Origin of the sequence: Castellaniella denitrificans (assembly GCF_042653765.1) — a bacterium.
Classification (GTDB): domain Bacteria; phylum Pseudomonadota; class Gammaproteobacteria; order Burkholderiales; family Burkholderiaceae_B; genus Castellaniella; species Castellaniella denitrificans.
In genome coordinates, this window is the sequence record NZ_JBHSEZ010000028.1 from 343,314 (window position 1) to 368,668 (window position 25,355).

Genomic DNA, 25,355 nt, shown 5'->3' on the forward strand with positions numbered 1-25,355 from the left:
GGATAGGGTTCAGCTTGCCAGGCTGTGTGGTTGGTGTTGGCTTGCGTTACGGCGTTTCTCCATCGAGCCCAGCACCTGCCCCAGGATGGCGATGCAGGCGATCACAACGCAGTAATACACGCTGACGGCGGCGGCGGCCTGGATCTGGCCGTTCTCGAAATTTTCAAAAACCATGATCGACAAGATGCGCGTGTCGGACGTGAAGAGGAAGATGACGGCGCTCAACTCCCGCATCGACATCATCAGGAACAGCAGGAAGGTCGATGTGATGCCGACGCGCATCAGGGGCACTGTAATGGTCCGGACGGCGCGCGCGCGGCGGGCCCCCAGCAGCACGGCGCTGTCCTCCAGGTCGTTGCCGATCTGCAGGATGGACGCCGAAATGCCCTGGTAGCCCTGGGGAAAGAATACGGCGATGCAGGCGATCACCAGCACCCACACCGTGCCGTAGACCGGGATGGGGATGAGCAGCCAGGTCCACAGCAAGCCCATGCCCATGACGATGGATGGAATGGCCAGGGGTGTCATGGCGATGAAGTCGATGAGTCCGCGGCATCCGGAGATCGAGCGGTGCCGGATATAGGAGGCCAGGAAGCTGAGCAGGGTGCCAAAGCCCGCAGCCAGTACCGACACGATGATGCTGTTGCGCAGGCCGACGTGAAAATCCAAGGACTGCAGCGTGGTCCACAGCCTGCCCAGGGACAGTGCGCCGGGCTGTATCAACTGCGCGATCGTGCTGAAGAAGGGAGACTCCTGCATGGCGGTCACCAGCAGCGCGAGCATGGGCAGTGCGATCGAGACCAGGAAATAGACCAGGACGTAGCCCATGATCAGCCACTTGAAGCCGCCCAGGGGCACCTGGCGGGAAATAGCGCCCTTGCCGGTGACCGTGGTGAACTTGCGCCGGCTGACCACCCGCTGCTGCAGCACGGTGAAGATCAGCAGGCCGATGGTCAGGATGACGGAGACCGCCGCCGCCTGATTGCTCTGCGCCGGCGTCGTGCTCATCAGGCGATAGATGAACGTGGGCAGGGTATCGACGCGTCCCGGCATCCCGACCACCTGCGCCGCCGGAAAGTTCTGCATGGCCAGCGCGAACACCAGGATGCCCGCGCCCAGCAGCGCGGGCAGCACCAGCGGCAGCGTGATGGTCCTCAGGGTCCGGCCGAATGACGCGCCGTGGACGGCGGCGGCTTCTTCCAGGTCGCCGCTCATCAGTACAAAGGAACTGCGCATCAACAGGAAGCCGTAAGGTGCGTAATAGATGCCCAGGACGAAGATCAGCCCGCCCAGGCTGTAGATGTTCACGGCGAAATCCAGCCCCAGGTTCCTCAGGGCCACGTTCAGGAAGCCGCTGGAGGGCGATGCCAGGAAGGACCAGGCCAGCGCCCCCACCAACGCGGGGATGAACATGGGAGAGATGCCGACGAAGAAGATGAAGCGTTTGCCGGGCGCATCGGTGCGTGCGCACAGGAACGCCAGCGAGCCGCCGATCAGCAGCGCGATGATGGCGGCGCCCAGGCCGACGCTCAGCGAATTCACGAAGGCGTTGGCCGCATTCGGCGTCATCAGAGAGGTGAAGTTGTCGAGCGTCAGGCTTCCCAGGGTCGAGGCGCCGGGGCGGGGCACCGTGGTCGAGAGCGACGCGAAGACAACCAGGATCACCGGGATCAGGCACAGGACGAAGAGGATGGCGCTGATCCCTGCGACAGGGGCGTGGTCGCGCCAGTAGCCATGCAGCAGGTTGGCGGCTTTCATGCGGGGAGCTCCGAGGGCAGGATTTGCGCGGCGCACGGGTCCAGGCTGACGTGGACGCGGTCCCCGCTGTTCAGCACAGGGCCTTCGGCGGTCAGCTGTGCGGCGCTGATCTCGGGGCCTTGATCCAACTGGATGGCGTACTGGACATATCCGCCCTGGAAACTGGCGACCACGATTTTCCCAGGCCAGCGGTTGGCGGTTTCTCCCGGAGCCGGCGCCCGCGGATCGGCGGCCTGGATGCGAAAGCTCTCCGGCCGGACGCACAGGCTCGTGGCGCCCGTCGTCGAGGGCGGGATGAGGCTGGAATGCACGGCCAGCGCGTGGTCGGAGAGTTCCGCGACGTGGTGATCCGCGTTGATTTTCTTGACCTCGCAGGGGAAGACATTGGAGACGCCCAGGAAGTCGGCGATCTGCGATGTGATCGGGTTGGCGTAGATGTTTTGCGGCGTGTCGATTTGCACGATCCGCCCGCTCTGCATGATGGCGATGCGGTCCGCCAGGGCGAATGCTTCGCTTTGGTCATGCGTCACGTAGATGCAGGTCAGGCCCAGTCGCAGCTGCAGTTCGCGCAGTTCGACGCGCAGGCGATCGCGCAGCCTGGCATCCAGATTGGACAGGGGCTCATCGAGCAGCAAAGCGCCGGGTTGCATGACCAGGCTGCGCGCCAGGGCCACCCGCTGCATCTGCCCGCCGCTCAGCAGGCTGGCGCCTCGTTCCGCAAAGGCCTGCAAACCGACCGTCGTCAGCGCCGCCATGACCTGCTTGCGGATGTCCGTCTTGGAGATTTTCCGGGTGACCAGGGAATAGGCGACGTTCTCAAAGACCGTCATGTGCGGCCAGATGGCGTAGGACTGGAACACCATGCCCACGTTGCGCTTGTTTGGCGGGGTGTTGATCCCCGCAGCACCGTCGAAAACAGTGTTTTCGCCGATGATGATCCGGCCCGATGTCGGGCGTTCCAGGCCGGCGACGCATCGCATGGCGCTGGTCTTGCCGCAACCCGATTGCCCCAGCAAGACGATGGATTCCCCGTCCTGGATCTGCAGGTTGAATTCGTGCAGAGCCGTGAATTTCCCGTATTGCAGCTTCAGTTGTTGAATTTCAATCTTCATGGCGACCTGACCTGTGGTGGCCGAACAGGCCTCGATGCAGTCCTGTGTCGGTTCGTGATGCGGGGGCGGCGCGATCCGGCGCGCCTGCCGTTGTTGCGGAGAAGGTGTGTCTCATGTTTGTCTCCCTGTTGATTGGATGTCGTCCGGGCTCAGCACGGCTCGGGAAAGTATGCATCGAGCGTGTGGGTGTCATGAATGAAGACCATGCCTTTCATGATTTTGCGCGCGGTCCGGATGACGCCGGCCCGCGCGATCCGGATGGCTTCGCCTTCCTGCCGGATGTCCAGGGCGATGTCGATATGGCCCGCGGGGTGCAGGACGCAGACGCGGCTGTCGTCCTGGTGGTCTTCGCACATGCCATGGGGGACGGTGCCCGGAATGGCGAAACAGCTGGCCAGCGAGATCGCCCCTGTCACCGCATGGGCCTTGTGGCAGCGATGCGGCGTCAGATAGCGGGACTGGATCGCCTGGGGACCCGCCGGGCTGGCCAGGATGGGTTTGGGTACGACGCTGTGGGTGACGTCCCCCAGCCCCATGCGCCGTCCGGCTTCCAGCCGCAGGGTCTCGATGCGGTCCATCAGGTCTTTGTTCGCATCCAGGGCATCCGGCGTCTCGTTGCCGGACAGCCCCAGGGCGCGGGCGTCGAGAATCATGACCGGGATGGCGACGTCGATGCAGGTGGCCGCGAGGCCGTCGATCATATCGATGCGCGAGCCGGTCGGAAACAGGGCTCCGGTGCTGCCGCCCTGGACGTCCAGAAAGTTCAGGATGATCGGGGAACCTGTGCCGGGCACGCCGTCGATGTGCGCTTCGCCTTCATACGCCGGGCGGCCTCGGGGCGTCAGGACTTCTGCTTCGACGACGGTCCTGGCGTTGACGTTGTAGATGCGGACCCGGGTGACGCCGTCCTGGGCGGCCACCAACCCCTCTTCGATGGCGTAAGGGCCGACACCGGACAACAGGTTGCCGCAATTTGGGCGGGTGTCGACAATGGCCTGTTCGATGCCGATCTGCGCGAACAGGTAATCCACGTCGCAGCCTGGTCGAGAGGATCGTGAAATGATGGCGACCTTGCTGGTCAGGGAATTGCCGCCCCCCAGGCCATTGACCTGAAGCACGTGCGGCGAGCCCATGATCTGCAGCAGGGCGCGATCGCGCTGCGCGCGGTCGGTGGGCAGGTCTTCCGCCCGGAAATACAGGCCCCTGGAGGTTCCCCCGCGAAGCACGACACAAGGTATTGACGTTTCCATGGGGGTATTATGTGGAAATCGCTAGTCAGTGGATTGCAATTTTAGAAATCATAGTTGCATGGCACGCATCAATTTCGACTTGCAGGAACTGCAGGCTTTCGTCGCGGTGGCGGACAAGCTGTCGTTTCGAGAAGCTGCTGATTTCCTGAGCATTTCTCCACCCGCGCTCAGTCGCCGCATTGAAAAACTGGAGATGCTGCTGAGCGCCAGATTGTTCGATCGCAGCACGCGGCGTGTCGAACTGACCAACGTCGGCCGCGCTTTCCTGGACAGGGCGCGCCGGGCGCTGGACGAACTGGAACAAGGGGTGCTGGGCATCGAAGACTTGGCCGCACACTATCGCGGCGTCGTCACGGTGGCCTGCGTGCCGTCGGTGGCCTATTACTTTCTGCCCAGCGTCATCAAGACCTTCACGCAGCTCTACCCGAAGATCCGCGTGCAGATCCTGGACGAGGGCGCCAATACAGTGTTGAACGACGTCTTGAATTTCCGCGCCGATTTCGGCGTGAACTTCATCGGGACCCAGGAAACCGACCTGCATTTCGAACCCATTCTCAGCGAGCGCTTTGTCCTGGCGGTTCCCGCCAACCACCGGTTCGCCAGGCGGCGCCAGATCCGGTGGCGGGAATTGGTCGGTGAACGCTTCATCACGGTGGGCAAGAACAGCGGCAATCGGGTTCTGCTGGATTCGGCGCTGGCCAGCCTGAAAGAGCGGCCGACCAGCTTTTTCGAGGTGGCCCACGTGTCTTCGCTGCTGGGGCTGGTCGAAGTCGGCCTGGGGGTGGCCGCCGTGCCCAAGCTTGCCCTGTCGGCGGAAAACCAGTCGACGCACAAGGGGATCGCCCTGATCGAGCCTGAAGTCTCCCGCACCCTGGGGCTTTTGTATCGCAAGAATGATGACCTGTCGCCCACAGCGCGCGTGCTGTACGACCTGATCAAGAGCGAGGCCCTGCGTCGCTAGGTCAAAGGCTTGTTTCGGGCGAGCGCGCGAATGCCGCCCGATACCGCCACAGCAGCGCCCTGGCCGCGACGTGCGCAATGCGGCGGGACAGCGGCGCGCCATCCATCAGGGTTATTCCTAGGCAAGACCGATCGCATCATTGGGTAGAATCTATTCATTGCCAATAAATGGCACTCAGTTCCAAAATTTGGAACTTTGCTCAAATCGAATCGCCATCGACATGACCGTCCTGATCAGCGCCGCCAATGTGTTCCGTCTGTTCGCCAGCGCCGAGCGCGACCTGTCGGTGACCGACGTGGCCGAGGGCCTGTCCTTGCCGAAAAGCTCGGCGTCGCGCCTGCTCAGGCAGATGCTGGAATGCGGCATGCTGGAGCGCTGTGCCGACTCCTTGCTGTATCGGCCCGCCTTGCTGCTGCTCGAAGTGGCGCATCAGGTTCGCGCGACGACCCCGCTGCTGGCGCGGATGGAGCAGGAGCTGGAGAACCTGGTGGGGGAAAGCGGCCATACGGGATATATCTCCGTGCTCGACCAGCCCGGCGCAAGCGTCGTCGTGCTGCGCGTGCATCGTGGCAGCCATCCGCTGCAGGTGGTGACGTGGCCCGGCCACAAGTCCGCCGCCATCGCCACCTCGACCGGGCGCGCATTGCTGGCGCGCCTGGACGACGCCACCGTCGCCAGCCACTTCGACCAGTTGGTGGCCAAGGCCGCGCCCAGTTCCCCGCGGGATCTGGCCAGCCTGCGCAATCGCCTGGAGCAAATCCGCCGCGATGGCTGGGCCGCCGCGCAAGACGAGGCCCTCCCCGGCGTGGGTTCGGTCAGCTGCGCCGTGGCCGATCCGCTCGGCAAGGAAACCATGGCGTTCTGCCTGAGCTTCCCTTCGAGGCAAATCCCCCCCGTGGATGCTGAAGCCCTGGCCCGCGGCCTGGCCGACCGAGCGCGCAAGATCGGCCGCGCCATCGGCGATCCGTTCTGGAGCCGATGACGGATTCCGGTGCCGGATGCCCGTCCCGATCCGAATGAATACAGTCCGAGAGATCCCCATGAACACTCCCCAGAACCATCCAAGCACCTTCCAGGGCAGCACCTTCGTGTTCGTCGTGCTGCTGAGCGTTTTCGGCGCCATCATCGGCATCCAGCTGCTCACGACCCTGGGCGTCACGCCGAACACGTCCATCATCGGCGCCCTGGCGGCCATGATATTGGCGCGGGTGCCCTTGAGCCTGCTGCGCCAGTTCCGCAACGTGCATGTGCAGAACCTGGCACAGACGGCCATTTCGTCGGCCACGTTCGGCGCGGCGAACAGCCTGCTGCTGCCGATCGCCATTCCCTACCTGATGGGGCGGCCCGACCTGATCCTGCCCATGTTCATCGGGGTCGGCCTGGCCATGCTGCTGGATGGCTTCATGCTGTATCGCCTGTTCGACACCCGGGTGTTTCCGGCGACGGGCGCCTGGCCGCCCGGGGTCGCCGCGGCCGAGGCCATCAAGGCGGGCGACAGCGGGGGCAAGCAGGCCAAGGTGCTGGGCGTGGGCATCGGCGTGGGGGTGATCGGGGCCTGGCTGCACGTGCCGATGTCGGCTTTCGGCATTGCTTTCCTGGGCAATATCTGGGCTTTGACGATGTTCGGGGTCGGGCTGCTGGTCCGGGGATATTCCAATCCCGTCCTGGGGGTGGACATCAACGCCCTGTACATTCCGCATGGATTGATGATCGGCGCCGGGCTGGTGGCGCTCGTCCAGGTGATCGCGCAGATACGCCATCACCGCAAGAAATCCGTCCCCGGCCCGAGGGCCGCCGACCCGAAGGACGCGACGCAGTCCGACAGCGCGGACCGGGTCCGTTCCGCCATGCAGTTCGGCGCCGTTGCGTACATCGTTCTGGCCGCCCTGATCGCGTTCGGCAGCGGCATCCATGCCGAGCTGTCCTGGCCGATGCTGGCCGCCTTCGTCGTGTACGCCGCGTTTGCCGCGCTGGCGCACGAACTGATCGTGGGCATCGCCGCCATGCACTCGGGCTGGTTTCCCGCCTTCGCCGTGGCCCTGATCACCCTGCTGGTCGGCATGTTGATCGGCTTTCCTCCGCTGGGCCTGACCATGCTGTGCGGCTTCGCGGCCGCCACCGGCCCGGCTTTCGCCGACATGGGGTACGACCTGAAGGCCGGCTTCATCCTGCGCGGCAACAATGCCGATCCACGGTTCGAGCTGCAGGGGCGCCGCCAGCAGCTGATCTGCGCGATGATCGCCTTCGTCGTGGCCATCCCCATCGTGTACTTGTCGTTCCAGAGCTATTTCGCCAGCGGGCTGGTGCCGCCGGTGGCGCGCGTGTATGCCGCGACCATCAAGGCCGGCATTTCCGGCGACGTGGGCATGCACCTGGCCATGTGGGCCATTCCGGGGGCGATCGTCCAGTGGCTGGGCGGGCCGAAGCGCCAGATCGGGGTGCTGCTGTCCACGGGCCTGCTCATTTTCAGTCCCCTGGCCGGGTGGGCGGTGCTGATCGGCATCGGCCTGCGCCTGCTGGTGCTGCGGATCTGGGGTGACAAGATCCAGAACACGATGGAAGTGTTCGCCGCCGGAGCGATCGCGGGCGACGCCATCTACGGCTTCTTCCATTCCATCTTCCAGTATCAGGCCAAGACCCGATGAATCGTCCATTTCGTCATAGCAAGGAAGCACAATGAGTTTGTCGCATACGCTGAAGGCATTCGATGCGCTCGATAGCGCGTACGCAACCGGAAAGACCGTCCTGGACCTGCTGGCGCCGCATGACCGGTCGGTCCGGGCGTCGGTGGAAACCATCCAGGGGCCTCGCGGCAAGACCGATTTCGTCCGCGTCGTCGTGCCGGGCACGGCAGGCAAGCAGAAGGGCGGCACGGCGCCCACGCTGGGCATCGTCGGCCGTCTGGGCGGCGTCGGCGCGCGGCCCACCCGCATCGGCCTGGTGTCGGACGGGGACGGTGCCGTGGCCGCGGTGGCCGCCGCGTTGAAACTCGCCAGCATGGCCGAGCAGGGCGACGCGCTGCCGGGCGATGTGATCATCAGCACCCACATTTGCGCCGACGCGCCGACGCGTCCGCACCAGCCGGTGGATTTCATGGATTCGCCGGTGGACACCGAAACGCTCAATGCCCACGAAGTGACGCCGGACATGGACGCCGTGCTGTCCATCGACACCACCAAGGGCAATCGCATCCTGAACCATAAAGGCTATGCGCTCTCGCCCACGGTCAAGCAGGGCTACATCCTGCGTGTCTCCGAAGACCTGGTGCGGATCATGGAGATGACCAGCGGACGGCCCGCCGTCACGTTCCCGATCACGACGCAGGACATCACGCCCTATGGCAACGATGTCTACCACATCAACAGCATCCTGCAGCCTTCCATCGCCACCGAGGCGCCCACGGTGGGCGTCGCGATTTCCACCGTGACGGCCGTGCCCGGCTGCGGCACGGGCGCCAGCGATGAGGCCGACATCGCGGCGGTGGTGCGGTTCGTGGTGGAAGTGGCCAAGGAATTCGGCCGGGGAACCTGCCGCTTCCACGATCAGGCCGAATACGACCGGCTGGTGTCGCTGTACGGCTCCATGGCGCATCTGCAGCGCCAGGCGTAGAAAGAGGGGGCACGCCATGAACGCTCATCCCGGGAAGCCGCCGCGGCGTTTGCTGGGTACGCTGACGATCGGCCAGGCGCCGCGTCCGGACATCACGCCGATCCTGGAATCCTGCCTGCCTCCGGATACGGATTGCGTCCATGCCGGCGTGCTGGATGGACTCGATCCGCGGCAGATCGCGCAGCGGTTCGCCGTCCGGGACGGCCGGCCGGTGCTGGTGTCGCGTCTGCTCGATGGCACGCACGTCACGCTCGACAAGGCCGCGGTGCGCCAGGCCATGCAGCCCAAGCTCGACGAGCTCGAAGCCCGGGGTTGCGACGCGGTGCTCGTGCTGTGCACGGGCGAGTTCCACGACCTGAGACTGTCGCATGCCTGGCTGATCGAGCCGGACCGCCTGGTGCCGCCGGCGGTCGCGGCGCTGGCGGGTTCGCGCCAGGTGGGGGTCATCGTGCCGCTGGCCGAGCAGGCCGTCAGCGAGGCGGGCAAATTTTCCGTGCTGGCGCGTCCGCCGCTGTGCGAAGTCGCCCTGCCGTACGGCGGCGACACAGATGCCGTGGCGCGTGCCGCCCTGGCGCTGCGCGATCGTGGCGCTGAAATCCTGGTGCTGGATTGCATGGGATTCGTGCGCGCGCACCAGCGGGTGGCCCGGGAGGCGTGCGGCCTGCCGGTCCTGCTGTCGAATGCCGTCGTCGCAAAGCTGGCGTCGGAACTGCTTGCCTGAAGAGGATGGTCATGGAATTACTGCTGTTGAGCAATTCGCGTTCCCCTGACGGGGGCTATCTGACGCATGCGTCCGACCTGATCCGGGCGGCCGCGGGATCGCGGCGCACCGCGTTCTTCGTGCCCTTCGCCGGCGTCACGTTCAGCTGGGACGAATACACCGCCAAAGTGCGGGCGGTCGTCGAGCCGCTGGGCATCGAACTGACCGGAGCCCATGCGGCCGGCGCCGACGCCCTGGATGCTGCGGAACTGATCATCGTGGGCGGGGGCAATACGTTCCAGCTCCTGCGCGAGTGCCGCCGACGCGGGCTGCTGGAGGCCTTGCGCGCGCACGTGCGCGGCGGCAAGCCGTACATCGGCTGGAGCGCGGGCGCCAACCTGGCGTGCCCCACCATCTGCACCACCAATGACATGCCGATCGTCGATCCCGAAGGGTTCGAAGCATTGGGGCTGGTCGATTTCCAGATCAATCCGCACTACACCAACGCCTTGCCGCCGGGTCACCAGGGCGAGACGCGCGACCAGCGTCTCGCGGAATTCCTGGCCGCCAATCCGGACGCCCGCGTCATCGGCCTGCCGGAAGGCGACTGGCTGCGCGTGGATGATGCGGGCATTCATCTGGGCGGCCCGTTCCCGGCCCGCCTCTTCAGGCAGGGCGAGGACGCGCAGGATGTGCCGGCGGGTGGACCGGTGCGGATCTGAATCGGGAGGCAAGACCATGACGCTTGGAATCATCCGGGTCCTGACGACCGATGACGAGGCGGTGTTGTTCGAGCACGGCCGCATCCTGGAACGGGAATACGGACTGCGCACCGTGACGGAGTGCATCCCCGATCAGCCGGACGGCATCTACGACGCGCAGAGCGAGGCGCTCGCGATCCCGAAAATCGTGCGCCTGGGCCGGCGGCTGCAGCAAAGCGGCTGCGCGGGCCTGTTCCTGAGCTGCGCCGCGGACCCCGGGCTGGCGCAGTTGCGCGAGGCCGTGGACATCCCGGTCATTTCGGCCGGCAGCGCGGCCGCGCGGGTGGCCGGATTCCTGGACAGGCCCTGCGCGGTCATCGGCATCGGCGAGGAAGCCCCCGCGCCTTACCGGCATGTCCTGGGCGAGTCCGTGCCTTATGCACGGCCGTCCGGAGTGGCCAAGACCACCGACCTGCTGACCGCGGACGGCCGGCAGGCCGCGCTGGACTGCGCGCGGCGCCTGCATGAAGAAGGCGCCCGGGTCATCGTGTTTTCATGCACCGGATTGACGACCATCGACCTCGCGGCGGACGTCCGCCGCGAGCTGGACTGCGTGGCGATCGACGCCGTGCGGGCCGCCGGCCTGTTCGCCAGCGCGATCCGGATGTGAGCGCGGCGCCGGGGCCTGCAGGCCTCGGAAGATCCCGCGGCCTGAATCAGCGGCCGCCGGCCAGGGCCTTCAGGCGTTCGGCGGTCAGCGTGCCGCTGGCCGCGCGCCGGGTGCCGTCCGCGCGCACGACCACCGTGTGCGGCATCTCGCCGCCCCAGTGCGGATCGATCAGGTAGTTGAGGCGCTGGACCGACGCGCCCGCGTAGGCGCGCGCGGGGACGCCGGTCGCCCGTGCCGACCGCAGGCGCCCGAGGATGGCGGCGTCGGAGGCGTTCCGGTCGGTGTTGACCGTCACGGCCTGGACGTCGGTGTCGGCCGCGCTCAGCTCGGCCACGGCCCGCAGGTTGGTCTCGCAATAGGTGCAATAGAGCGCCCACAGTTCGATGATGCGCACGCCGCGCGCGGGCGGCTCGAGCAGGGCCGGTATGTCCTCGGCCGTCAAGGGCTCCAGGGCCGCCGCGGCCGCGGGCAGGGAAATCAGCAGCGACAGCAGTGGGATGAGGGTTTTGATTGCGAGGGTTTTCATGGTTTTCCTGTTCCGGTGAGCGGGACGAGGCGCAGGCCGTCGGCCGTGTCCCAGGCGGCGTAGGCGCGGCCGTCGCGGCCGGGCAGCAGTTGCGGCGACCCGGCGTCCGCGGCGGTGTGGGCGAGTTCATGGGGGGCGTCGAAATGCGCGCCCGCGTCGTCCGAGACCCGCGCCATCAGCTTCAGGCCTTCGGCGTCGGCCTGGTTCCAGACGATCCAGACGCGGTCGCCCGCCGCCGCCACGTCGGCGTGCGCCGCGCCGTCATGGGCGACGGCCAGCAGGCGGCCGGGCGGCTGCCCCGGCTTCAGCTGCCCGTACCAGAGGGTCGGCTCGCCGTCCTTGGCGGAAAACCAGACCGCGTGGCGGGTTCCGTCGGCGGCGATGGACAGGCCGGGGCCCTGGTGGGGGCATGCGTCCACCCGCCATCCGGTAAAGGTCGCCCGGGCGGGCTCGCGTGCGACGGTCCCGTCCCGGATTTCCGCGTAGGCGTGGTCCCGCAGGTCGTCCGCGTCGGAGAAGCGCCAGAGCACCCCGATGCCGCCTTCCGGGGTGCGCGCGGCGGCGATCCGGCAGCAATCGCAACTGTGGCCGGCCAGCCGGTGTTCCGGTCCGAAGCGGGCGCCCGCATCGTCCGACCAGGCGTAGTAGACGGCCGTTCCCGCGTAGGATTCCCCCCGCGCCTTGGCCGCCTGGAAATCGCGCCGGTCGATCCAGGCGATCAGCACGCGCCCGTCGGCGTCGACCGACATCGCCGCGAGGCGGTGGGTGATTTCGGCGTCGTCCCGATGCACCCGGACGGGTTTCGAGAAATGCCGGCCTCCGTCCACCGAGCGGGAAAACAGGATGTGCCCCGTGTACGGTTTGGGCAGCGACCGGGTCCAGGCGACGTAGATCTCTCCGTGCCCGCCCAGGGCGATCGCGGGCCGGTCCTCGCCCATGGTGAGGATCGATCCGGCCGAGACGTCGATGGTGACGGGGGCGCTGAACGTCCGCCCCAGGTCGTCGGAGTGGCGCACCGACAGGCGGCCGTCGTCGGCGGATGCCGTCCAGAGCCGCCCGTCCGGTCCGAGCGCCGCGCTGGTGGCCATGACCGGCGCCCCGCTTGTTCCGTGATGATGAGAAGCCGCCGGGGGAAGCGTCCGGGCGGAAAGGCTCCAGGAGGCCGCCGCGAGCAGGGCGGACAGCGGCAGATACAGCCATTTGTTCATTTTCATGTCTCCCGATGAATGGGGCCGTCTCACATCCGGAACGCCGCCTGCACGTAGAGCGTGCGGCCGGGGTAGGGGTGGTAGACGAAATACCGCTCGTCGAACAGGTTGTCCACGCCCACGCTCACTTCGCTGCGCCGGTCGGGCCTGTAGGTGAACTTCAGGTCGGCGACGGTGTAGGTGCTGGTGCCGCCGTAGACGTCGGGATTGGTGTCCGAGTTGTCCAGCGTGTTGTATTGCCGGCCGGAATACCGCACGCCCGCGCTCGCCGAGGCCCGTTCCCCGAACCGGTACGTGGCCAGGAGCTTGGCGCGCCACAGCGGGATCCGGTAGAAGTACTTGCCGACGGATGCCGGATTGGACGCGTTGGCGAGGATCTTCGACTGGGTGTAGGCCACGCTGGCGGTGACGTCCAGGCCCTCCATCCCGACGTCCTGTCCCTGGTAGCCCAGTTCGGCGCCGCGCGAGCGCACCTTGTCGATGTTCTGGAAGCTGGTGACGTTCGGGATGACCGTGGTGTCCGTCTGGCGGAAAATGGCGTCGCGCACGTCGTCCTGGAACAGGGAGAAGCGGAACACGCCGTTCCAGTGCCACCACTCGGCCGAAAGCTCCTTGCCCAGGTCGTTTTCCGCCCGGAGATCCGGGTTGTTGTTGACGATGGACGAGCCGCTGATCTGGCCCTGGAACAATTCTCCGACGGTCGGGAAACGGTAGGCCCGTCCGATCGAGGCGTGCAGCGTCAGGTCGTCGGACACGTCGAACGACAGCGACGCCTTGGGCGACACGTGGCGCCGCGAGGACCCGGGATACGCCAGCAGCGCGGCCGGGGAGGCCTGCGAACCGCCGTAGGCCCGCCAGTCTTCGTAGCGCAGGCCGTAGACGAGTTTCCAGCGCGGCAGGAATTGCCATCTGTCCTGGACGTACAGCGCCTGCGTGCTGGTCTTGCCTTCGAATGCGTTCTTCAGGGCGCCGGAGGCGCCGGTGCGCCAGTTCGACGTGCCGAACGTGCCGCTGTTCGTGAAGTAGTGGTCGAAGTGGTAGCCCAGCGCCAGCCTGTGGGCCAGTGGGCCGGACTGCGCCAGCGGCGTGTAGTCGGCCTTGAGATCGAACGTCTTCCAGCCCGTGCCGTCGCCATAGGTGATGGTGCCGGGACCGTTGCCGGACCCGCCGGCATTGGCCTGCCGCCCGATGCTGCGCGTCACGTCGAAGGCCGAGGCGTTCACCTCTCCGTTCCAGCCGCTTGCGCGGCTGGTCTTCAGCGACAGGCCGTAGAGCCAGTTGTCGCTTTCTCCCTGGCTCTCCGCCAGCGCGGCGGCGGGGATGTCGTATTCGCGTCCGTCGATGGCCACCTTGCCGGAATAGACAGGATTGCCGTTCCCGTCCTCCAGGAACGTCGAGGTGTCGCTGGAGTACCGCTCGTGCCAGTACGCCACGGACGCGCCCGCCTGCAGATCCGAAGCCAGGTCGTATTGCAGCCTGAGCTTGAACTGGTCCTGGGTCGTGTGCTTGATGCCTTCCCCGCTTACGCCGAGGACCGCCGTGCGCTGGCCCGTCTGGTTGTCGTAGAAATGCGCGCCCGTCACCGGTGTGGCGGACGCCGTCGCGGACTGGCTCGATTGTGCCAGGGTGGCGAATTGCATCGGCTGGCTGGTGCTTTTCAGGCGGTTGGCGCCCAGCAGATACGACAGGCGCCCGATCTTGTCGCCGATCGTGACGGACGCTTCGTGGCCCTCGAAGTCCCGGTCGATGCCGAACAGGTCGAAGTGCTGCGTGAACGCCTTCACGTTGGCGCGCGCCTCGAACCGCGTGGGCATGCGGGTGGTGATCAGCACCGTCGATCCCATGGCGTTGCCCGGGTACAGGGCGGAGAAGGGGCCGTACGCGACGTCCACGCGCTCGATGTCGTCCGGGAACACCATCGACCAGCGGGGCGGGAACGAGTAGCTGTTGCCCAGCAGGTTGCTCAGCAGCATCCCGTCGGCGTAGACCAGGCCGCGGGCGCTTTGCGTGTTGCTGGTGCCGCGCACCGCGATGATCGAATTCTGGTCCCCGATGAAGCGCTTGCGCACGTCCAGGTTGGGCAGGTATTTCAGCGTGTCTTCGCTGTTGATGACGTTCCAGCTCTGGAACTGCTCGCGCGTGACGGATTCGACGGAGGCGGGTATGTCGGGGTCGGTGGAGGGGCGTTCGGCCGTGCCCGTGACCTTGATGGCGGACAGGGATGCCGCGGGCGCTTCGGGCTCGGCCCGGGCCGGTCCGAAGGCGAATGCGAAGGATGCGAGGACGCACAGGATCCCGGCGCCCGGCCGTGAGCCGCGCGGGGCCTCCCGTTTGAAAGCAGGATGCATGATGTGTTTTTCCTGACGATGGAGGAATGGCCGCGCCGGGCCTTTCCGCAAGGCCCGTGGCGCGGACATGGAGCCGGCGCGAAGGCCGGAAGTGTCAGGAAAAATGTGGGGGATCGCGCGGGCGGCCCGCGGGGAACGTGCCCAGCGGCACATGGCCGATCCATCGGGGCGCCGTCAGGAGGAGAAGTGCCAGCAGCAGCACGGCCGGCGCGGCCGGGGGCGTGGCGGGCAGGGTGGCATCGTGGGCGAGCAGGCCGCAATAGCCGCATGCGTCCAGCCCGTCGGCCGGGCCGTCGTGATGTCCTCCGACCTGGATGCGGTAATCCGCCGCGGGCTGGTTCGCCGAGTCGGCGGGTAAGCAGACGGAAACGGCCACCTCCCGCGACGGCGCCTCGACCAGCCAGCTGATGGTCGGCGCGGCGACGAGCAGGCACATCGCGAGCAGGCCGAACCAGGCGGCCAGACGGGTCGAGCGTTTGCGAGGTCCGGAAGACATGGCTGCGGGGCCCGGATGATCCTGTGGTCGGAAAAGCCGTGATGAAAATTTGCTGCATCATACACGATTGAGAATCGTTCCAGGCCATGCGAACGGCGGGTGGGGCGGCCCCGATTCCGGAAGCCCGGCATTTGCTAGTAAGATGTCCTGCACCGCGCGTCGGGCGGCGCGTGGACCTGTCTTGCGCCGGAGGAACGGGTCATGGCATCGAGGCTTCTGCGGGCCGCGTTCTGCGTGGCGGCGGTTTCCGCCGCCGGCGCGGGCTGGCCGTCCGTCGCGTCGGCCCAGGTCGCCAATTTCCATCCCTGCAATGCCCAGCCCGCCCTGCCGATCTGCCAGCATGGCTACGGCCGGCGCGTCGCGGCGAAGCGCTGGGGTGCGCCGCCCGAGCCGCTCGATCCCGATGCCGCGGCCAAGGCGCCCCTGGCCACGCGCGATCCGGCGGGAGAAATCGAGAAGCTCAAGTCCACCACGATCTTCGTGGAGGACATGGACACGTCCGAGGTCCTGTTCGCGCGCGACGAGGCCGTCGTGCGGCCGATCGCCTCCATCGTCAAGCTCATGACGGCGCTGGTGGTGATCGAGGCCGGCCTGCCCATGGACGGGATGATCACCATCGACGCCAGCGACGTCGACGTGCCCAGCGAGCTGCCCTCGCGCCTGGCGGCCGGCGCGCGCCTGAGCCGCGCCGACCTGCTGCACCTGGCGCTGGCCTCGTCCGAGAACAGCGCGGCGCATGCCCTGGGGCGCACCTATCCGGGCGGCATGACGGCCTTCGTCGAGGCGATGAACGCCCGGGCGGTCGCGCTGGGCATGGGCGATTCCAGGTTCGTGGAGCCCATCGGCCTGTCCAATGAGAACGTGTCCTCGGCCCGGGATCTGGCCAGGCTGGTGTACGCGGCATCCAGGCAGCCGCTGATCGGGGAATTCACCACCGACGCCCAGTACAGCATCGACGGCCGGACCTTCCACAACACCAACATGCTGGTGGGGCGCCCCCGCTGGGACATCCTGGCCTCGAAGACGGGCACCACCCGCGAGGCGGGCGACTGCCTGGTGATGATGGTCCGGCTCGGCGGCCGCAATCTGGCCATGGTGCTGCTCAATGCGCAGGGATTGAGCGGCTCGCGCTTCGGCGACGCGGTGCGCTTGCGCCGCGTCCTGGACAGCCGGGTGGCGGCGAAATAGCGCGCCGGAAGGGCGGGGCGCTGTATGGCTCCGAGAGGTCGTGTCACGAACGCATACCGTGGTCCGGCCGGGGATTTGATACCTTGGGCACCGTAGTCTTTTCATCGAGAACCGGATGGGGATTCCATGCTGAAAAACGCGGGTGCCACGCTGCTGCCTTTGATCGAAGGCCTGCGGGCCGCCGGGGCCGTCGGATTGCGGTATGCGGCCGACTCGCGCCGTCTGGCCGATGCGATCCGCGCGGCGCCGGCGGGGCTGTTCCTGCGCGAACTCCTGGAAACGCCGGCCGGGGTCGGGGCCGTCTGGCCCAGTTCGGAGCGCCTGGCGCGCGGCATGGCGGCTCAGGTCGATCCCCGGGGCGACGGCCTGGTGGTGGAACTGGGCGCCGGTACGGGCGTGGTGACCCGGGCATTGCTCGACCGGGGCGTGCCGGCGGATCGCCTGCGGGTGGTGGAACGTTCGCCGGCGTTCGCGCGGCATTTGCGCCAGCGCTTCCCGGAGGTGGCGGTCCTGCGGGGCGACGCGGCCCGGCTGTCGGACGTGCTGGACGAAAGCGCGGCGGGCGGTCCGGTCGACGCCATTGTGTCCAGCCTGCCGCTGCGCTCCCTGGAACCGGACGTGGTGTCCGCCGTGCTCGGCCAGTGCCGGGCGCTCCTGCGTCCGGGCTGTCCGCTGGTGCAGTTCACCTATGCGCCGCGGGGCTTGCCCGATGCCGGGCTGTCGGATGGTTTCGTGGTGCGCGGCGATCTGGCCGTCTGGACCAACCTGCCGCCCGCCCGGGTGGTCGTGCTGGAGCGCGCAGGCTAGTCGCTGTTCGATCCGCCCTGGCGCAGTCAGAGCCAGGGCAGGTAGCAGCCCGCGATCTCGGCGAACGCCGTGGCGAGGTAGAGCGGGAAAGTCTTCACGTCCCGCCCGCCACGATTTTTCCCGGTTGCTCGTCGGACTCCATGCGGGCGATGGCCGCTTCCAGTTCGTCGAACGGGAACACCCGGTCGATGACGGGCGCGAGCCGGCCGTCGGCGACCAGCGGCAGGACCCGTTCGGCGACGCCCTGGACGATGCGCTGGCGCCGTTCGGGGCCGCAGCCCTTGCTGGACACGCCGAAAATCGTCAGGCGCCTGGCGTGCAGGGCGGCGAGATCGAGCCGGCCCTCGAGCACGCCGTCCATGTAGCCGACCGTGGCCAGCCGGCCCTCGAAGGCCAGGGAGCGGACGCATTCCGCGAAGACGGAGCCGCCGGCGATGTTGACGATCAGGTCGGCGCCCCGGCCGCCGGTGGCGGCCATCACGGCGTCGTGGAAATCGGGGGCGCGGGTGCGCAGCCCGACATCCAGGCCCAGGCGTTCCAGGACCGCCAGTTTTCCGGCCGAGCCCGAGGTGCCGATGACCCGCGCGCCCAGGGCCTTGGCCAGTTGCAGGGCGGTGACGCCCACGCCCGAGGAGATCCCGGTGACCAGCAGCCACTCGTCCTCGGCGAGGCGGCCCTGGGCGATCAGCATGTCGTAGACGACCATGGCGGCGATGGGGAGGGCGGCGGCCTGGGACCAGGACAGGCGTTCGGGCACGGCCAGAGCGTCGTGCGCGTCCAGCAGCGCGTAGTCGGCGAAGGCGGCGCGGCAGCGCCCCATGATGCGGTCGCCGGCCTTGAAAGGCCCGGCATCGGCGCCGGCGCGGACGACTTCGCCGGCCGCCTCGATGCCCAGGATGGCCTGCGTGCCGGCGGGCTGCTTGCGCAGCGCCAGGAGTTCCCCGCGGTTCAGGCCGGCGGCGCGCACGTGGACCAGCAGCTGCCGCGGCCCGGGTTCGGGCATGGGGACGTCCCGGGATTCGATCCGGATGCGGTCGTCGACGAGTCGGGCGGCGTGGGCGCGCATGCGAGGCCTCTCTGGCGGGAAGGGAGGGAATACGGTAGCACGGGCCCGACGGGGGGCGCTCGCCGTCCGGCGGCGCATGGATGGGGGTAAACCATGGTGTTCCGGATTTTTTTCCTATAAGATAATTTTCCTATTGGAAAAAATGGAATGCAGGCAATGAACGACGAGGTGTTCGACTTCGCGGTGATCGGCGCGGGCATGGCGGGGGCTTCCGTCGCCTACCGCCTGGCCCGGGAAGGGGCGTCCGTGACGGTGCTGGAGCGCGAATCCCAGCCCGGCTATCACTCCACGGGCCGTTCGGCGGCGATGTTCATGGAAAGCTACGGCACGGAGCAGATCCGTGCCCTGACGCGGGCCAGCCGCGCGTTCTTCGAGCGGCCCCCGGAGGGTTTCTGCGAGCATCCCCTGCTGCATCCGCGCGGCGTGCTGTACGTCGGGACGGCGGGGCAGGAGTCTTTGCTGGACGACGCGCTGGCGATGTACCGGCGCGAGGGCCTGCGGGCCGAAAGGATCGACGCGGCCCGGGCGAAGACCATGGCGCCGTGCCTCGAAGCGGACAAGCTCGTCGGCGCCGTGCATGACGTGGACGCGACCGACATCGACGTGGCCGAGCTGCACCAGGGGTTCCTGCGCGGCATGGCGAAGCATGGGGCCCGCCTGCGCTGCAACGCCGAACTGGCCGCCGCCACGTTCGACGGGCGGGATGGCGCATGGACGCTGACGCTGGGCGGCGGCGCCACCGTGCGGGCGCGCGTCGTGGTGAACGCCGCCGGCGCCTGGGCCGATCCGGTCGCGGCGCTGTGCGGCGCGCGGACGCTGGGGATCGAACCCAGGCGCCGTTCAGCGTTCACGTTCGCCGCGCCGGATGGAGCGGACGTCGGTGCCTGGCCGGCCGTCATCGGCGTCGATGAAAGTTTCTACTTCAAGCCCGACGCGGGCCAACTGCTGGGCTCGCCGGCCAACGCGGATCCGGTCGCGCCGCACGACGTCGTGCCCGAGGAACTCGACATCGCCCTGGGGATCCACCGGATCGAATCGCTCACCAGCCTGCGCATCCGGCGGCCCCGGCATGTCTGGGCCGGACTGCGCAGCTTCGCGCCCGATGGCGATTTCGTCATCGGCTGGGATCCGCGGCGTCCGGGATTCTTCTGGCTGGCGGGGCAGGGCGGCTACGGCATCCAGACTTCGGCGGGCGCGTCGGCGGCCGCCTGCGCGCTGCTGCTGGGCCGGGAACTGCCGGAATTCCTGGCGCGGCAGGGCGTCGTCGCCGATCGGCTGAGCCCGCGCCGCTTCGACGCCGGCCGGACTTGAAACCCGCCCGGCGCCGCGAGCGCCGGGCGCCCGCGCCCAGGGCGCGCTGATTCGTTCCATCATCACTAGACCATCGGGAGACAAAGGCATGGATTCGTTCAAGGACGTCTGCAGGATCGCGGGCGCGTTCGTCGGCGTCATCGTGGGCGCGGGATTTGCCTCGGGGCAGGAGATCCTGCAGTTCTTCGCCGGCTTCGGCGCCATCGGCCTGGTCGGCTGCGTGGTCTCGGGCGTGCTGTTCGCGCTGCTGTCGATGGCCTTTTCCACCATGGGCCAGCGCCTGGCGGCGGATTCGCACAAGGAAGTCGTCAACGCCATGCTGGGCCGCCATCTGGGCCTGGTGTTCGACGTGCTGATCACGTTCTTCCTGTTCGCGATCACCGTGGTGATGCTGGCCGGCGCCGGCTCGCTGTTGAATCAGTGGCTGGGCATCCCGGAAGTCTGGGGCAGCGTGCTGGCGACCGTGGCCACTATCCTCATCGTGTGCCTGGACATCCGCAGCGTGATCGCCTTCATCGGCGCGGTCACGCCGTTCCTCATGTTCATGACGGTCGTGGTGGCCGGCTACGTGCTGATGTCGCCGCACGCCGGTCACGAGGCGCTCGCGGCCGCCGCGCAGACCCAGCCCCGGGGCGCCGGCCAGTGGCTGGTCGCGGCCCTGCTGTACGTGTCCTACAACATCGTGGCGGGGATGCCGTTCCTGGTGATCATGGGCGGGCAGGCCCGGTCGCGGGCGACCGCGCTGTGGGGCGGCGTCCTGGGCGGCCTGCTGCTGGGCGTCCTGATCCTGCTGATCGCCGTGGCGATGTACCTGCGCATGGACACGATCGGCGGGCTGCCCATGCCGATGCTCTCGATCGCCGCGCAGCTCTCGCCCTGGCTGGGCCACCTGATGTCGCTGGTGATCTTCGGCATGATCCTCAATACGGCGGTCGGCATGCTCTATGCCTTCATGGCGCGCATCGTGCCCGCCGGAACCCGGAAGTTCCGCGCCGGCACGGTCGCGGCGGGCGTGCTGGCGCTGGCGGGCAGCTTCGTCGGCTTCATCCAGCTGGTGGGGATCGTGTATCCGGTCTACGGCTATATCGGTTTCGTGCTGATGGCGCTGGCGTTCGTGGGCTGGCTGCGCGTGGCGCGCCGCGGGGACGGCGCCGCGTCCCGCGCCTGAGGCCGTAGCGCCGGTGCCGGAGCCCGGATCGACATAGAATGTCGCAAGCGCCCGATCCGGGCGCATCGCAACCCTCGCCATCATGCCCGGCCCGACGAACAAGAAAATCTGCGCAGTCCAGGTCCTTTCCAAGGTGCTCCCCGGCGCGGCCGCGCCGCCGGCCTCCGCCGCCAGTCCGGGGCTGGCGGGCCGGCACGAAGTCGGCGCCAGGATCCGCGCGGCGCGCAAGGAGCGGCGGCTGACGCTGCAGCAGGTGGCGCGGCGCAGCGGCCTGGCGGTGTCCTCCGTCTCGAAGGCCGAGCGCGGGCAGATCGCGCTCAGCTACGAGAAAGTGCTGCAGCTTGGCCGCGCGCTGGACATCGACATGACACGCCTGTTCATGCAGGCGGACGCGCGGCTCGAGCCGGACGCGGCCGGAAGCCCGACGGTCGTCAAGGACCGCTTCGCCGACGTGCAGCGCTACGAGACCGACCAGTACGAATACAGCGTGCTGTGCGGCGCGTTCCCGGGCAAGAAGATGCAGCCGCTCGTGGCGCTGATCAATGCGCGCGAGGCGCGCGATTTTTCGGAAACCATCCGGCATCCGGGCCAGGAATTCGTCATGGTGCTCTCCGGCCGGGTGCGGATCCTGTTCGAGAACGGCGAGGCCGTCGAGCTCGGCCGCCACGAGGCCGCCTACTTCGACAGCGGCGTCGGCCACGTTTACGTCAGCCTCAGCCGGCAGCCGGCGCAGGTGGTTTCGGTCTGTTGTTGATGGGAGGACCCGCATGACCCGCAAGACGATCAATGTCGCATTCACGTCCGACGACTGGCGCGGTGTCGCGCTGTCCAATTTCAGCCTGTCGCCCTTCGAGCTGGACGGCGTGCCGCTGGCTTCCGTGGAAGGCTTCATCCAGGGCATCAAGTTTCCTCCGGGCCATCCGGCCCGCGAGCGGGCCTTCGCGTCCTCGGCCTGGGAGGCCAAGGCATGCGGCAAGGGGGCGGACAAGCGCCACGCCTACTGGGGCGAGGCGCGGATCGACTTCGGATCCGACGAGCATCACCGACTGGTCGAGCGGGCGTTGCGCGCGCGCTTCGCCCAGAACGAGGGCCTGCGCCGCGTGCTGCGCTCCACCCGGGACCTGGAGATCCTGCACCAGACCGGCGAGCCGGAGCCGGAGCCGGAGAAGACTTCGATGCCGGCGGCCCTGTTCTGCCGCATCCTGACCGACATCCGCGAGGCCGCGGCGGAACCCGAGGATCTGGCGGAGCGGATCGTGGAGCAGACGACCGACGCGCTGATCTACGCCGACCGCGCGGGCCGGATCACGCGCTGGAACCAGGCCGCCTGCCGGCTGTTCGGCTTTTCCCGGGAGAAGGCGCTGGGCGCCAGCCTGGACCTCATCATTCCCGAGCACCTGCGAGCCGCCCACTGGGCCGGCTACGATGCCGCGCTGGCCAGCGGCCGCACGAAGCTCGAAGGCCGCCCGACCCTGACGCGCGGGGTGTGCGGGGACGGCCGGAAGCTGTACGTGGAAATGACCTTCGCCCTGGTCAAGGACGAGACGGGCGCCGCCATCGGCTCGGTCGCCATGGCGCGCGACGTGACGGAACGGGTGGAACGGGAACGCGCCGCGCGCAAGGCGCAGGCGCAGGGAAGCTGATGGCCGGGAACGCCCTGGTCCTTCGCCGTCCCCGGCGCGGCGCCGCCGCGCGGCTGGCTCAGCCTGCCTTCTTCATCAGCGGGCAGGTCGAATCCTTCGGGCTGGTGAAGGCCTCGTCGGCGGGGATCGTCGCGACCGTCTTCATGTAGTCCCAGTCGCCCTTGGATTCCCCGGGCGTCTTCACCTGCATCAGGTACATGTCGTGCATGTAGCGGCCGTCGGCGCGGATGTAGCCCTTGCTGTACATGTCGTCGAGCGGCATGCTTTTCAGCTGCGCCATGACCTTGTCCGCGTCGGTCGTCCCGGCGGCCCTGACCGCCTTCAGGTACGTGGCCGTGGCCGAATAGGCGGCGGCCTGGTGCGTGCTCGGCATCTTGTGCATGGTCTTCCCGAAGCGGCGGGCGAAGGCGCGGGACGCATCGTCCTTGTCCCAGTACCAGCTGTCGGTCATCAGCAGCTTCTGGGCGATGGGCAGGCCCAGGCCGTGGATGTCGTTGATCGTCATCAGCAGGCCGACCAGCTTCATTTTGTCCGCCAGGCCGAAATCGTTGGCGGCCTTGATGGAGTTGATGGTGTCCGCGCCGGCGTTGGCCAGCCCCAGCACCTGGGCGCCGGACGAGGCGGCCTGCAGGATGTAGGACGACATGTCGGGCGAGGTGGGCGGGTGCCGCACCGAGCCGACCACGGTGCCGCCGTTGGCCTTGACGACGGCGCTGGTGTCGGCTTCGAGGGAATGGCCGAAGGCGTAGTCCGCGACCAGGAAATACCAGGATTTCCCGCCCTGCTTGACCACGGCGGAACCGGTGCCCTTGGCCAGGGCGACCGTGTCGTATTCGTAGTGGACGGTGTAGGGCGTGCAGTCCTCGTTGGTCAGGCGGGCCGTGGCCGCGCCGATGTTGATGTAGGGGACGCGCTTTTCCTTGATGATCCCGTTCATCGCCAGCCCGGCGGCCGAGTTCACGCCGCCGATCAGCATGGACAGGCCCTGCTGGTCGATCCATTCCCTGGCCCGCGCGGAGGCGATCTCGGGCTTGTTCTGGTGATCGGCCGAAAGGATCTCGATCTTCTTGCCGAGCACGGAGCCGCCGGCGTCCCGCACGGCCATGCGGATGGCTTCCAGCCCTCCGGGACCGTCGGTGTCGGCGTAGGGGCCGGACATGTCGGTGATGAAGCCGATGCGGACGACGTCCGGATCGGGCGCCGCCCGGACCGCGCCGGCGGCGATCAGGCCGAGCAGGGCGGTGGCGAGCAGGGTGTGGCGTGGAATGCGGGTCTTCATGGTCGTCTCCTGGTTGTGTGGGGATCCCGGCTCGTCGTCCGGGTTTTCGTTGCAGGCGCGCCGTTGCGGACGGGACGCGATCGGTGCGCCGTTGCGGGTGGTTCGCCCCGGGTTGCCGTCACTCCGCGCGGGCGCCGCCGCGCCGCTCGCTCAGGAGCTCGCGGGCGAAATCCGCGCGCACGTCGCGCGCCTCGGCCATCCGGGCGGCTACCCAGGTGATCTCGTCGCCCTGGGCGCCGGCCATCAGGGCGATGTTGCGGGCGTGCAGCGTCATGTGGCCGCGCTGGATGCCTTCGGTCGCCAGCGCGCGCAGCGCGGCCATGTTCTGGGCCAGGCCGACCGCGACGATGATCTCTCCCAGCGCCTGGGCCGTCCGCACGCCCAGGATCTTGAGCGACAGCCGCGCCAGGGGATGGGTCTTGGTGGCGCCGCCGACCAGGCCGACGGGCATGGGCATTTCGAGCGTGCCGACCAGGTCGCCGCCGGCCGCGATCTCCCAGGTCGAAAGCGAGGTGTAGCGGCCCTGGCGGCAGGCGTACGCATGGGCGCCGGCCTCGACGGCGCGCCAGTCGTTGCCGGTGGCGACGACGATCGGATCGATGCCGTTCATGATCCCCTTGTTGTGCGTCGCGGCGCGGTAGGGATCGACGGCGGCGAATTCGCAGGCGTCGACGATGCCGGCGGCCACATCCCCGCCCGGGTAGCCGGCGCTGTCCAGCGCCGAGGCCGGGATCCGCACGCTGGCCCGGGCGAGGCGCAGGTCGGCCAGGTTCGAGAGGATGCGCAGCCGCACCTGGCCGCCGCTGATCCGTTCGATGCGGCCGGCGACGGCTTCCGCCATGGTATTGACGGTGTTGGCGCCCATCGCGTCGCGCACGTCCACCAGCAGGTGGACGATGACCATGGCGCCGCGCGCGGTGTCCGGGAAGACGTGCACTTCGATGTCCTTGCAGCCGCCGCCCAGTTCCGTAAGCACGCGGTCGCGGCTGTTGGCGTGGTCGATGATCTCCTGGCGGTGCAGCAGGATCGCATGGCGCGCGCCGAAGGGGTCGGCGATGCCCAGGACCTGGATCTGCGCGCGCATGATGGGCCCCGTGCTGGAGGTCTGGAATCCGCCGTATCCGCGGGCGATCTTCGCCATGTGGGAGGCGGCCGCCACGACGGAGGGTTCCTCGACCGCCATGGGAACGAGCACGTCCGTTCCATTGATCCGGAAATAGCCCGCCACCGCGTAGGGCAGCTCGAAGGTCCCGAGCACGTTCTCGATCATGCCGTTGGCCGTTTCTAGGGGCAGGGCGCCGGGCCGGGACAGGCGCCGGACGTCTTCGGCGTCCAGCCCCGCCTTGAGGGCGATTGCCTCCAGGCGCTGTGCCGGAGTGAAGGAACGGAAATCGGGGATCTGGGAATCCATGCCGCTGTGTCCAGGAAGGAGTGGAGGAGGGCCGACCGCCCGGGGCGGCCGGAGACGCGGAAGAGCGCGTGAAAGAAGTGTAGAGGGGAGCCGGTGATGGATATATAGTTGAACAAAACATATTTGCGACTAATTCATATATT

At 68.0% G+C, this 25,355-nt stretch carries 23 protein-coding genes; 13 read left to right on the top strand and 10 right to left on the bottom strand.

Translation table 11 applies throughout. The features are described from left to right. Positions 1 to 9: 9 nt before the first annotated feature. From ACFO27_RS13735 to ACFO27_RS13745, 3 genes are all read right to left on the bottom strand, one after another. Complete coding sequence (locus ACFO27_RS13735; RefSeq protein WP_376817824.1) at positions 10 to 1,758, bottom strand: ABC transporter permease; 1,749 nt, start codon at positions 1,756 to 1,758, stop codon at positions 10 to 12. Further along, positions 1,755 to 2,870: an ABC transporter ATP-binding protein gene (locus ACFO27_RS13740; RefSeq protein ID WP_376817825.1), complete on the bottom strand. Its 1,116-nt coding sequence runs from the start codon at positions 2,868 to 2,870 to the stop codon at positions 1,755 to 1,757. The genes ACFO27_RS13735 and ACFO27_RS13740 overlap by 4 nt, the downstream gene beginning before the upstream one ends. A gap of 149 nt (positions 2,871 to 3,019) precedes the next feature. After that, positions 3,020 to 4,120 carry a 4-oxalomesaconate tautomerase gene (locus ACFO27_RS13745; RefSeq protein ID WP_376817826.1) on the bottom strand — a complete coding sequence of 367 codons (1,101 nt, stop codon included), beginning with the start codon at positions 4,118 to 4,120 and terminating at the stop codon, positions 3,020 to 3,022. Positions 4,121 to 4,178: 58 nt separating this feature from the next. Between ACFO27_RS13745 and ACFO27_RS13750 the strand changes: the two genes are divergently transcribed. The 7 genes from ACFO27_RS13750 (at position 4,179) to ACFO27_RS13780 (ending at position 10,761) form a co-directional block, all read left to right on the top strand. Beyond that, on the top strand, positions 4,179 to 5,081 hold the full coding sequence (locus ACFO27_RS13750) for a LysR family transcriptional regulator (protein WP_376817827.1): 903 nt from the start codon (positions 4,179 to 4,181) through the stop codon (positions 5,079 to 5,081). A gap of 220 nt (positions 5,082 to 5,301) precedes the next feature. After that, positions 5,302 to 6,063: an IclR family transcriptional regulator gene (locus ACFO27_RS13755; protein ID WP_323024729.1), complete on the top strand. Its 762-nt coding sequence runs from the start codon at positions 5,302 to 5,304 to the stop codon at positions 6,061 to 6,063. A 58-nt stretch (positions 6,064 to 6,121) separates the two neighbouring features. Further along, positions 6,122 to 7,726 carry an OPT/YSL family transporter gene (locus ACFO27_RS13760; protein WP_376817828.1) on the top strand — a complete coding sequence of 535 codons (1,605 nt, stop codon included), beginning with the start codon at positions 6,122 to 6,124 and terminating at the stop codon, positions 7,724 to 7,726. Between the two features lie 31 nt (positions 7,727 to 7,757). Next, complete coding sequence (locus ACFO27_RS13765; RefSeq protein ID WP_376817829.1) at positions 7,758 to 8,690, top strand: DUF1177 domain-containing protein; 933 nt, start codon at positions 7,758 to 7,760, stop codon at positions 8,688 to 8,690. A 16-nt stretch (positions 8,691 to 8,706) separates the two neighbouring features. Continuing rightward, entirely contained in the window at positions 8,707 to 9,411 is a 705-nt protein-coding gene (locus ACFO27_RS13770; protein ID WP_376817830.1) for an AroM family protein, read from the top strand. An 11-nt stretch (positions 9,412 to 9,422) separates the two neighbouring features. Further along, complete coding sequence (gene pepE, locus ACFO27_RS13775) at positions 9,423 to 10,112, top strand: dipeptidase PepE (RefSeq protein WP_376817831.1); 690 nt, start codon at positions 9,423 to 9,425, stop codon at positions 10,110 to 10,112. A 16-nt stretch (positions 10,113 to 10,128) separates the two neighbouring features. Then, a complete protein-coding gene (locus ACFO27_RS13780; RefSeq protein ID WP_376817832.1) occupies positions 10,129 to 10,761 on the top strand; it encodes an aspartate/glutamate racemase family protein in 633 nt (210 codons plus the stop codon). 46 nt (positions 10,762 to 10,807) lie between these two features. On the opposite strand, the gene ACFO27_RS13785 is transcribed toward ACFO27_RS13780, so the two are convergent. From ACFO27_RS13785 to ACFO27_RS13800, 4 genes are all read right to left on the bottom strand, one after another. After that, complete coding sequence (locus ACFO27_RS13785) at positions 10,808 to 11,287, bottom strand: TlpA family protein disulfide reductase (RefSeq protein ID WP_376817833.1); 480 nt, start codon at positions 11,285 to 11,287, stop codon at positions 10,808 to 10,810. Next, on the bottom strand, positions 11,284 to 12,495 hold the full coding sequence (locus ACFO27_RS13790) for a sialidase family protein (RefSeq protein ID WP_376817834.1): 1,212 nt from the start codon (positions 12,493 to 12,495) through the stop codon (positions 11,284 to 11,286). The genes ACFO27_RS13785 and ACFO27_RS13790 overlap by 4 nt, the downstream gene beginning before the upstream one ends. Positions 12,496 to 12,524: 29 nt before the next feature. Continuing rightward, positions 12,525 to 14,843 carry a TonB-dependent receptor gene (locus tag ACFO27_RS13795; protein ID WP_376817835.1) on the bottom strand — a complete coding sequence of 773 codons (2,319 nt, stop codon included), beginning with the start codon at positions 14,841 to 14,843 and terminating at the stop codon, positions 12,525 to 12,527. A gap of 94 nt (positions 14,844 to 14,937) precedes the next feature. Continuing rightward, complete coding sequence (locus tag ACFO27_RS13800) at positions 14,938 to 15,339, bottom strand: DUF2946 domain-containing protein (RefSeq protein ID WP_376817836.1); 402 nt, start codon at positions 15,337 to 15,339, stop codon at positions 14,938 to 14,940. 201 nt (positions 15,340 to 15,540) lie between these two features. Here ACFO27_RS13800 and ACFO27_RS13805 point away from each other — a divergent pair, with 201 nt between their 5' ends. Next, on the top strand, positions 15,541 to 16,527 hold the full coding sequence (locus ACFO27_RS13805; RefSeq protein ID WP_376817837.1) for a serine hydrolase: 987 nt from the start codon (positions 15,541 to 15,543) through the stop codon (positions 16,525 to 16,527). Between the two features lie 126 nt (positions 16,528 to 16,653). Further along, positions 16,654 to 17,334, top strand: a complete 681-nt coding sequence (locus ACFO27_RS13810; protein WP_376817838.1) for a class I SAM-dependent methyltransferase — start codon at positions 16,654 to 16,656, stop codon at positions 17,332 to 17,334. A 94-nt stretch (positions 17,335 to 17,428) separates the two neighbouring features. Here the strand turns inward: ACFO27_RS13810 and ACFO27_RS13815 are convergent, their stop codons facing one another. Next, positions 17,429 to 18,400: a zinc-binding dehydrogenase gene (locus ACFO27_RS13815; protein ID WP_376817839.1), complete on the bottom strand. Its 972-nt coding sequence runs from the start codon at positions 18,398 to 18,400 to the stop codon at positions 17,429 to 17,431. A 156-nt stretch (positions 18,401 to 18,556) separates the two neighbouring features. Here ACFO27_RS13815 and ACFO27_RS13820 point away from each other — a divergent pair, with 156 nt between their 5' ends. From ACFO27_RS13820 to ACFO27_RS13835, 4 genes are all read left to right on the top strand, one after another. Continuing rightward, complete coding sequence (locus ACFO27_RS13820) at positions 18,557 to 19,711, top strand: NAD(P)/FAD-dependent oxidoreductase (protein ID WP_376818064.1); 1,155 nt, start codon at positions 18,557 to 18,559, stop codon at positions 19,709 to 19,711. Positions 19,712 to 19,799: 88 nt separating this feature from the next. Continuing rightward, on the top strand, positions 19,800 to 20,879 hold the full coding sequence (locus ACFO27_RS13825; RefSeq protein ID WP_376817840.1) for a YkvI family membrane protein: 1,080 nt from the start codon (positions 19,800 to 19,802) through the stop codon (positions 20,877 to 20,879). Positions 20,880 to 21,012: 133 nt separating this feature from the next. Continuing rightward, positions 21,013 to 21,633, top strand: a complete 621-nt coding sequence (locus ACFO27_RS13830) for a helix-turn-helix domain-containing protein (RefSeq protein ID WP_376818065.1) — start codon at positions 21,013 to 21,015, stop codon at positions 21,631 to 21,633. Between the two features lie 13 nt (positions 21,634 to 21,646). Further along, on the top strand, positions 21,647 to 22,522 hold the full coding sequence (locus tag ACFO27_RS13835) for a PAS domain S-box protein (RefSeq protein ID WP_376817841.1): 876 nt from the start codon (positions 21,647 to 21,649) through the stop codon (positions 22,520 to 22,522). Between the two features lie 58 nt (positions 22,523 to 22,580). Here ACFO27_RS13835 and ACFO27_RS13840 read toward each other — a convergent pair whose 3' ends face one another. Next, positions 22,581 to 23,801 (bottom strand): ABC transporter substrate-binding protein, encoded by a 1,221-nt coding sequence (locus tag ACFO27_RS13840; RefSeq protein WP_376817842.1) that lies wholly within the window; start codon positions 23,799 to 23,801, stop codon positions 22,581 to 22,583. 118 nt (positions 23,802 to 23,919) lie between these two features. Further along, the gene (locus ACFO27_RS13845; RefSeq protein WP_376817843.1) at positions 23,920 to 25,212 is read right to left on the bottom strand and encodes a hydroxymethylglutaryl-CoA reductase, degradative; all 1,293 of its coding nucleotides are present in this window, start codon (positions 25,210 to 25,212) and stop codon (positions 23,920 to 23,922) included. Positions 25,213 to 25,355: the final 143 nt, after the last annotated feature.

Coding starts and splice junctions, on each gene's coding strand:
- ACFO27_RS13790 (WP_376817834.1), bottom strand. CDS start 12,495: ATGAACAAATGGCTGTATCTGCCGCTGTCCGCCCTGCTCGCGGCGGCC.
- ACFO27_RS13785 (WP_376817833.1), bottom strand. CDS start 11,287: ATGAAAACCCTCGCAATCAAAACCCTCATCCCACTGCTGTCGCTGCTG.
- ACFO27_RS13760 (WP_376817828.1), top strand. CDS start 6,122: ATGAACACTCCCCAGAACCATCCAAGCACCTTCCAGGGCAGCACCTTC.
- ACFO27_RS13770 (WP_376817830.1), top strand. CDS start 8,707: ATGAACGCTCATCCCGGGAAGCCGCCGCGGCGTTTGCTGGGTACGCTG.
- ACFO27_RS13840 (WP_376817842.1), bottom strand. CDS start 23,801: ATGAAGACCCGCATTCCACGCCACACCCTGCTCGCCACCGCCCTGCTC.
- ACFO27_RS13845 (WP_376817843.1), bottom strand. CDS start 25,212: ATGGATTCCCAGATCCCCGATTTCCGTTCCTTCACTCCGGCACAGCGC.
- ACFO27_RS13765 (WP_376817829.1), top strand. CDS start 7,758: ATGAGTTTGTCGCATACGCTGAAGGCATTCGATGCGCTCGATAGCGCG.
- ACFO27_RS13825 (WP_376817840.1), top strand. CDS start 19,800: ATGGATTCGTTCAAGGACGTCTGCAGGATCGCGGGCGCGTTCGTCGGC.
- ACFO27_RS13815 (WP_376817839.1), bottom strand. CDS start 18,400: ATGCGCGCCCACGCCGCCCGACTCGTCGACGACCGCATCCGGATCGAA.
- ACFO27_RS13800 (WP_376817836.1), bottom strand. CDS start 15,339: ATGTCTTCCGGACCTCGCAAACGCTCGACCCGTCTGGCCGCCTGGTTC.
- ACFO27_RS13740 (WP_376817825.1), bottom strand. CDS start 2,870: ATGAAGATTGAAATTCAACAACTGAAGCTGCAATACGGGAAATTCACG.
- ACFO27_RS13780 (WP_376817832.1), top strand. CDS start 10,129: ATGACGCTTGGAATCATCCGGGTCCTGACGACCGATGACGAGGCGGTG.
- ACFO27_RS13745 (WP_376817826.1), bottom strand. CDS start 4,120: ATGGAAACGTCAATACCTTGTGTCGTGCTTCGCGGGGGAACCTCCAGG.
- ACFO27_RS13735 (WP_376817824.1), bottom strand. CDS start 1,758: ATGAAAGCCGCCAACCTGCTGCATGGCTACTGGCGCGACCACGCCCCT.
- ACFO27_RS13795 (WP_376817835.1), bottom strand. CDS start 14,843: ATGCATCCTGCTTTCAAACGGGAGGCCCCGCGCGGCTCACGGCCGGGC.
- ACFO27_RS13820 (WP_376818064.1), top strand. CDS start 18,557: ATGAACGACGAGGTGTTCGACTTCGCGGTGATCGGCGCGGGCATGGCG.
- ACFO27_RS13805 (WP_376817837.1), top strand. CDS start 15,541: ATGGCATCGAGGCTTCTGCGGGCCGCGTTCTGCGTGGCGGCGGTTTCC.
- ACFO27_RS13755 (WP_323024729.1), top strand. CDS start 5,302: ATGACCGTCCTGATCAGCGCCGCCAATGTGTTCCGTCTGTTCGCCAGC.
- ACFO27_RS13810 (WP_376817838.1), top strand. CDS start 16,654: ATGCTGAAAAACGCGGGTGCCACGCTGCTGCCTTTGATCGAAGGCCTG.
- ACFO27_RS13750 (WP_376817827.1), top strand. CDS start 4,179: ATGGCACGCATCAATTTCGACTTGCAGGAACTGCAGGCTTTCGTCGCG.
- pepE (WP_376817831.1), top strand. CDS start 9,423: ATGGAATTACTGCTGTTGAGCAATTCGCGTTCCCCTGACGGGGGCTAT.
- ACFO27_RS13835 (WP_376817841.1), top strand. CDS start 21,647: ATGACCCGCAAGACGATCAATGTCGCATTCACGTCCGACGACTGGCGC.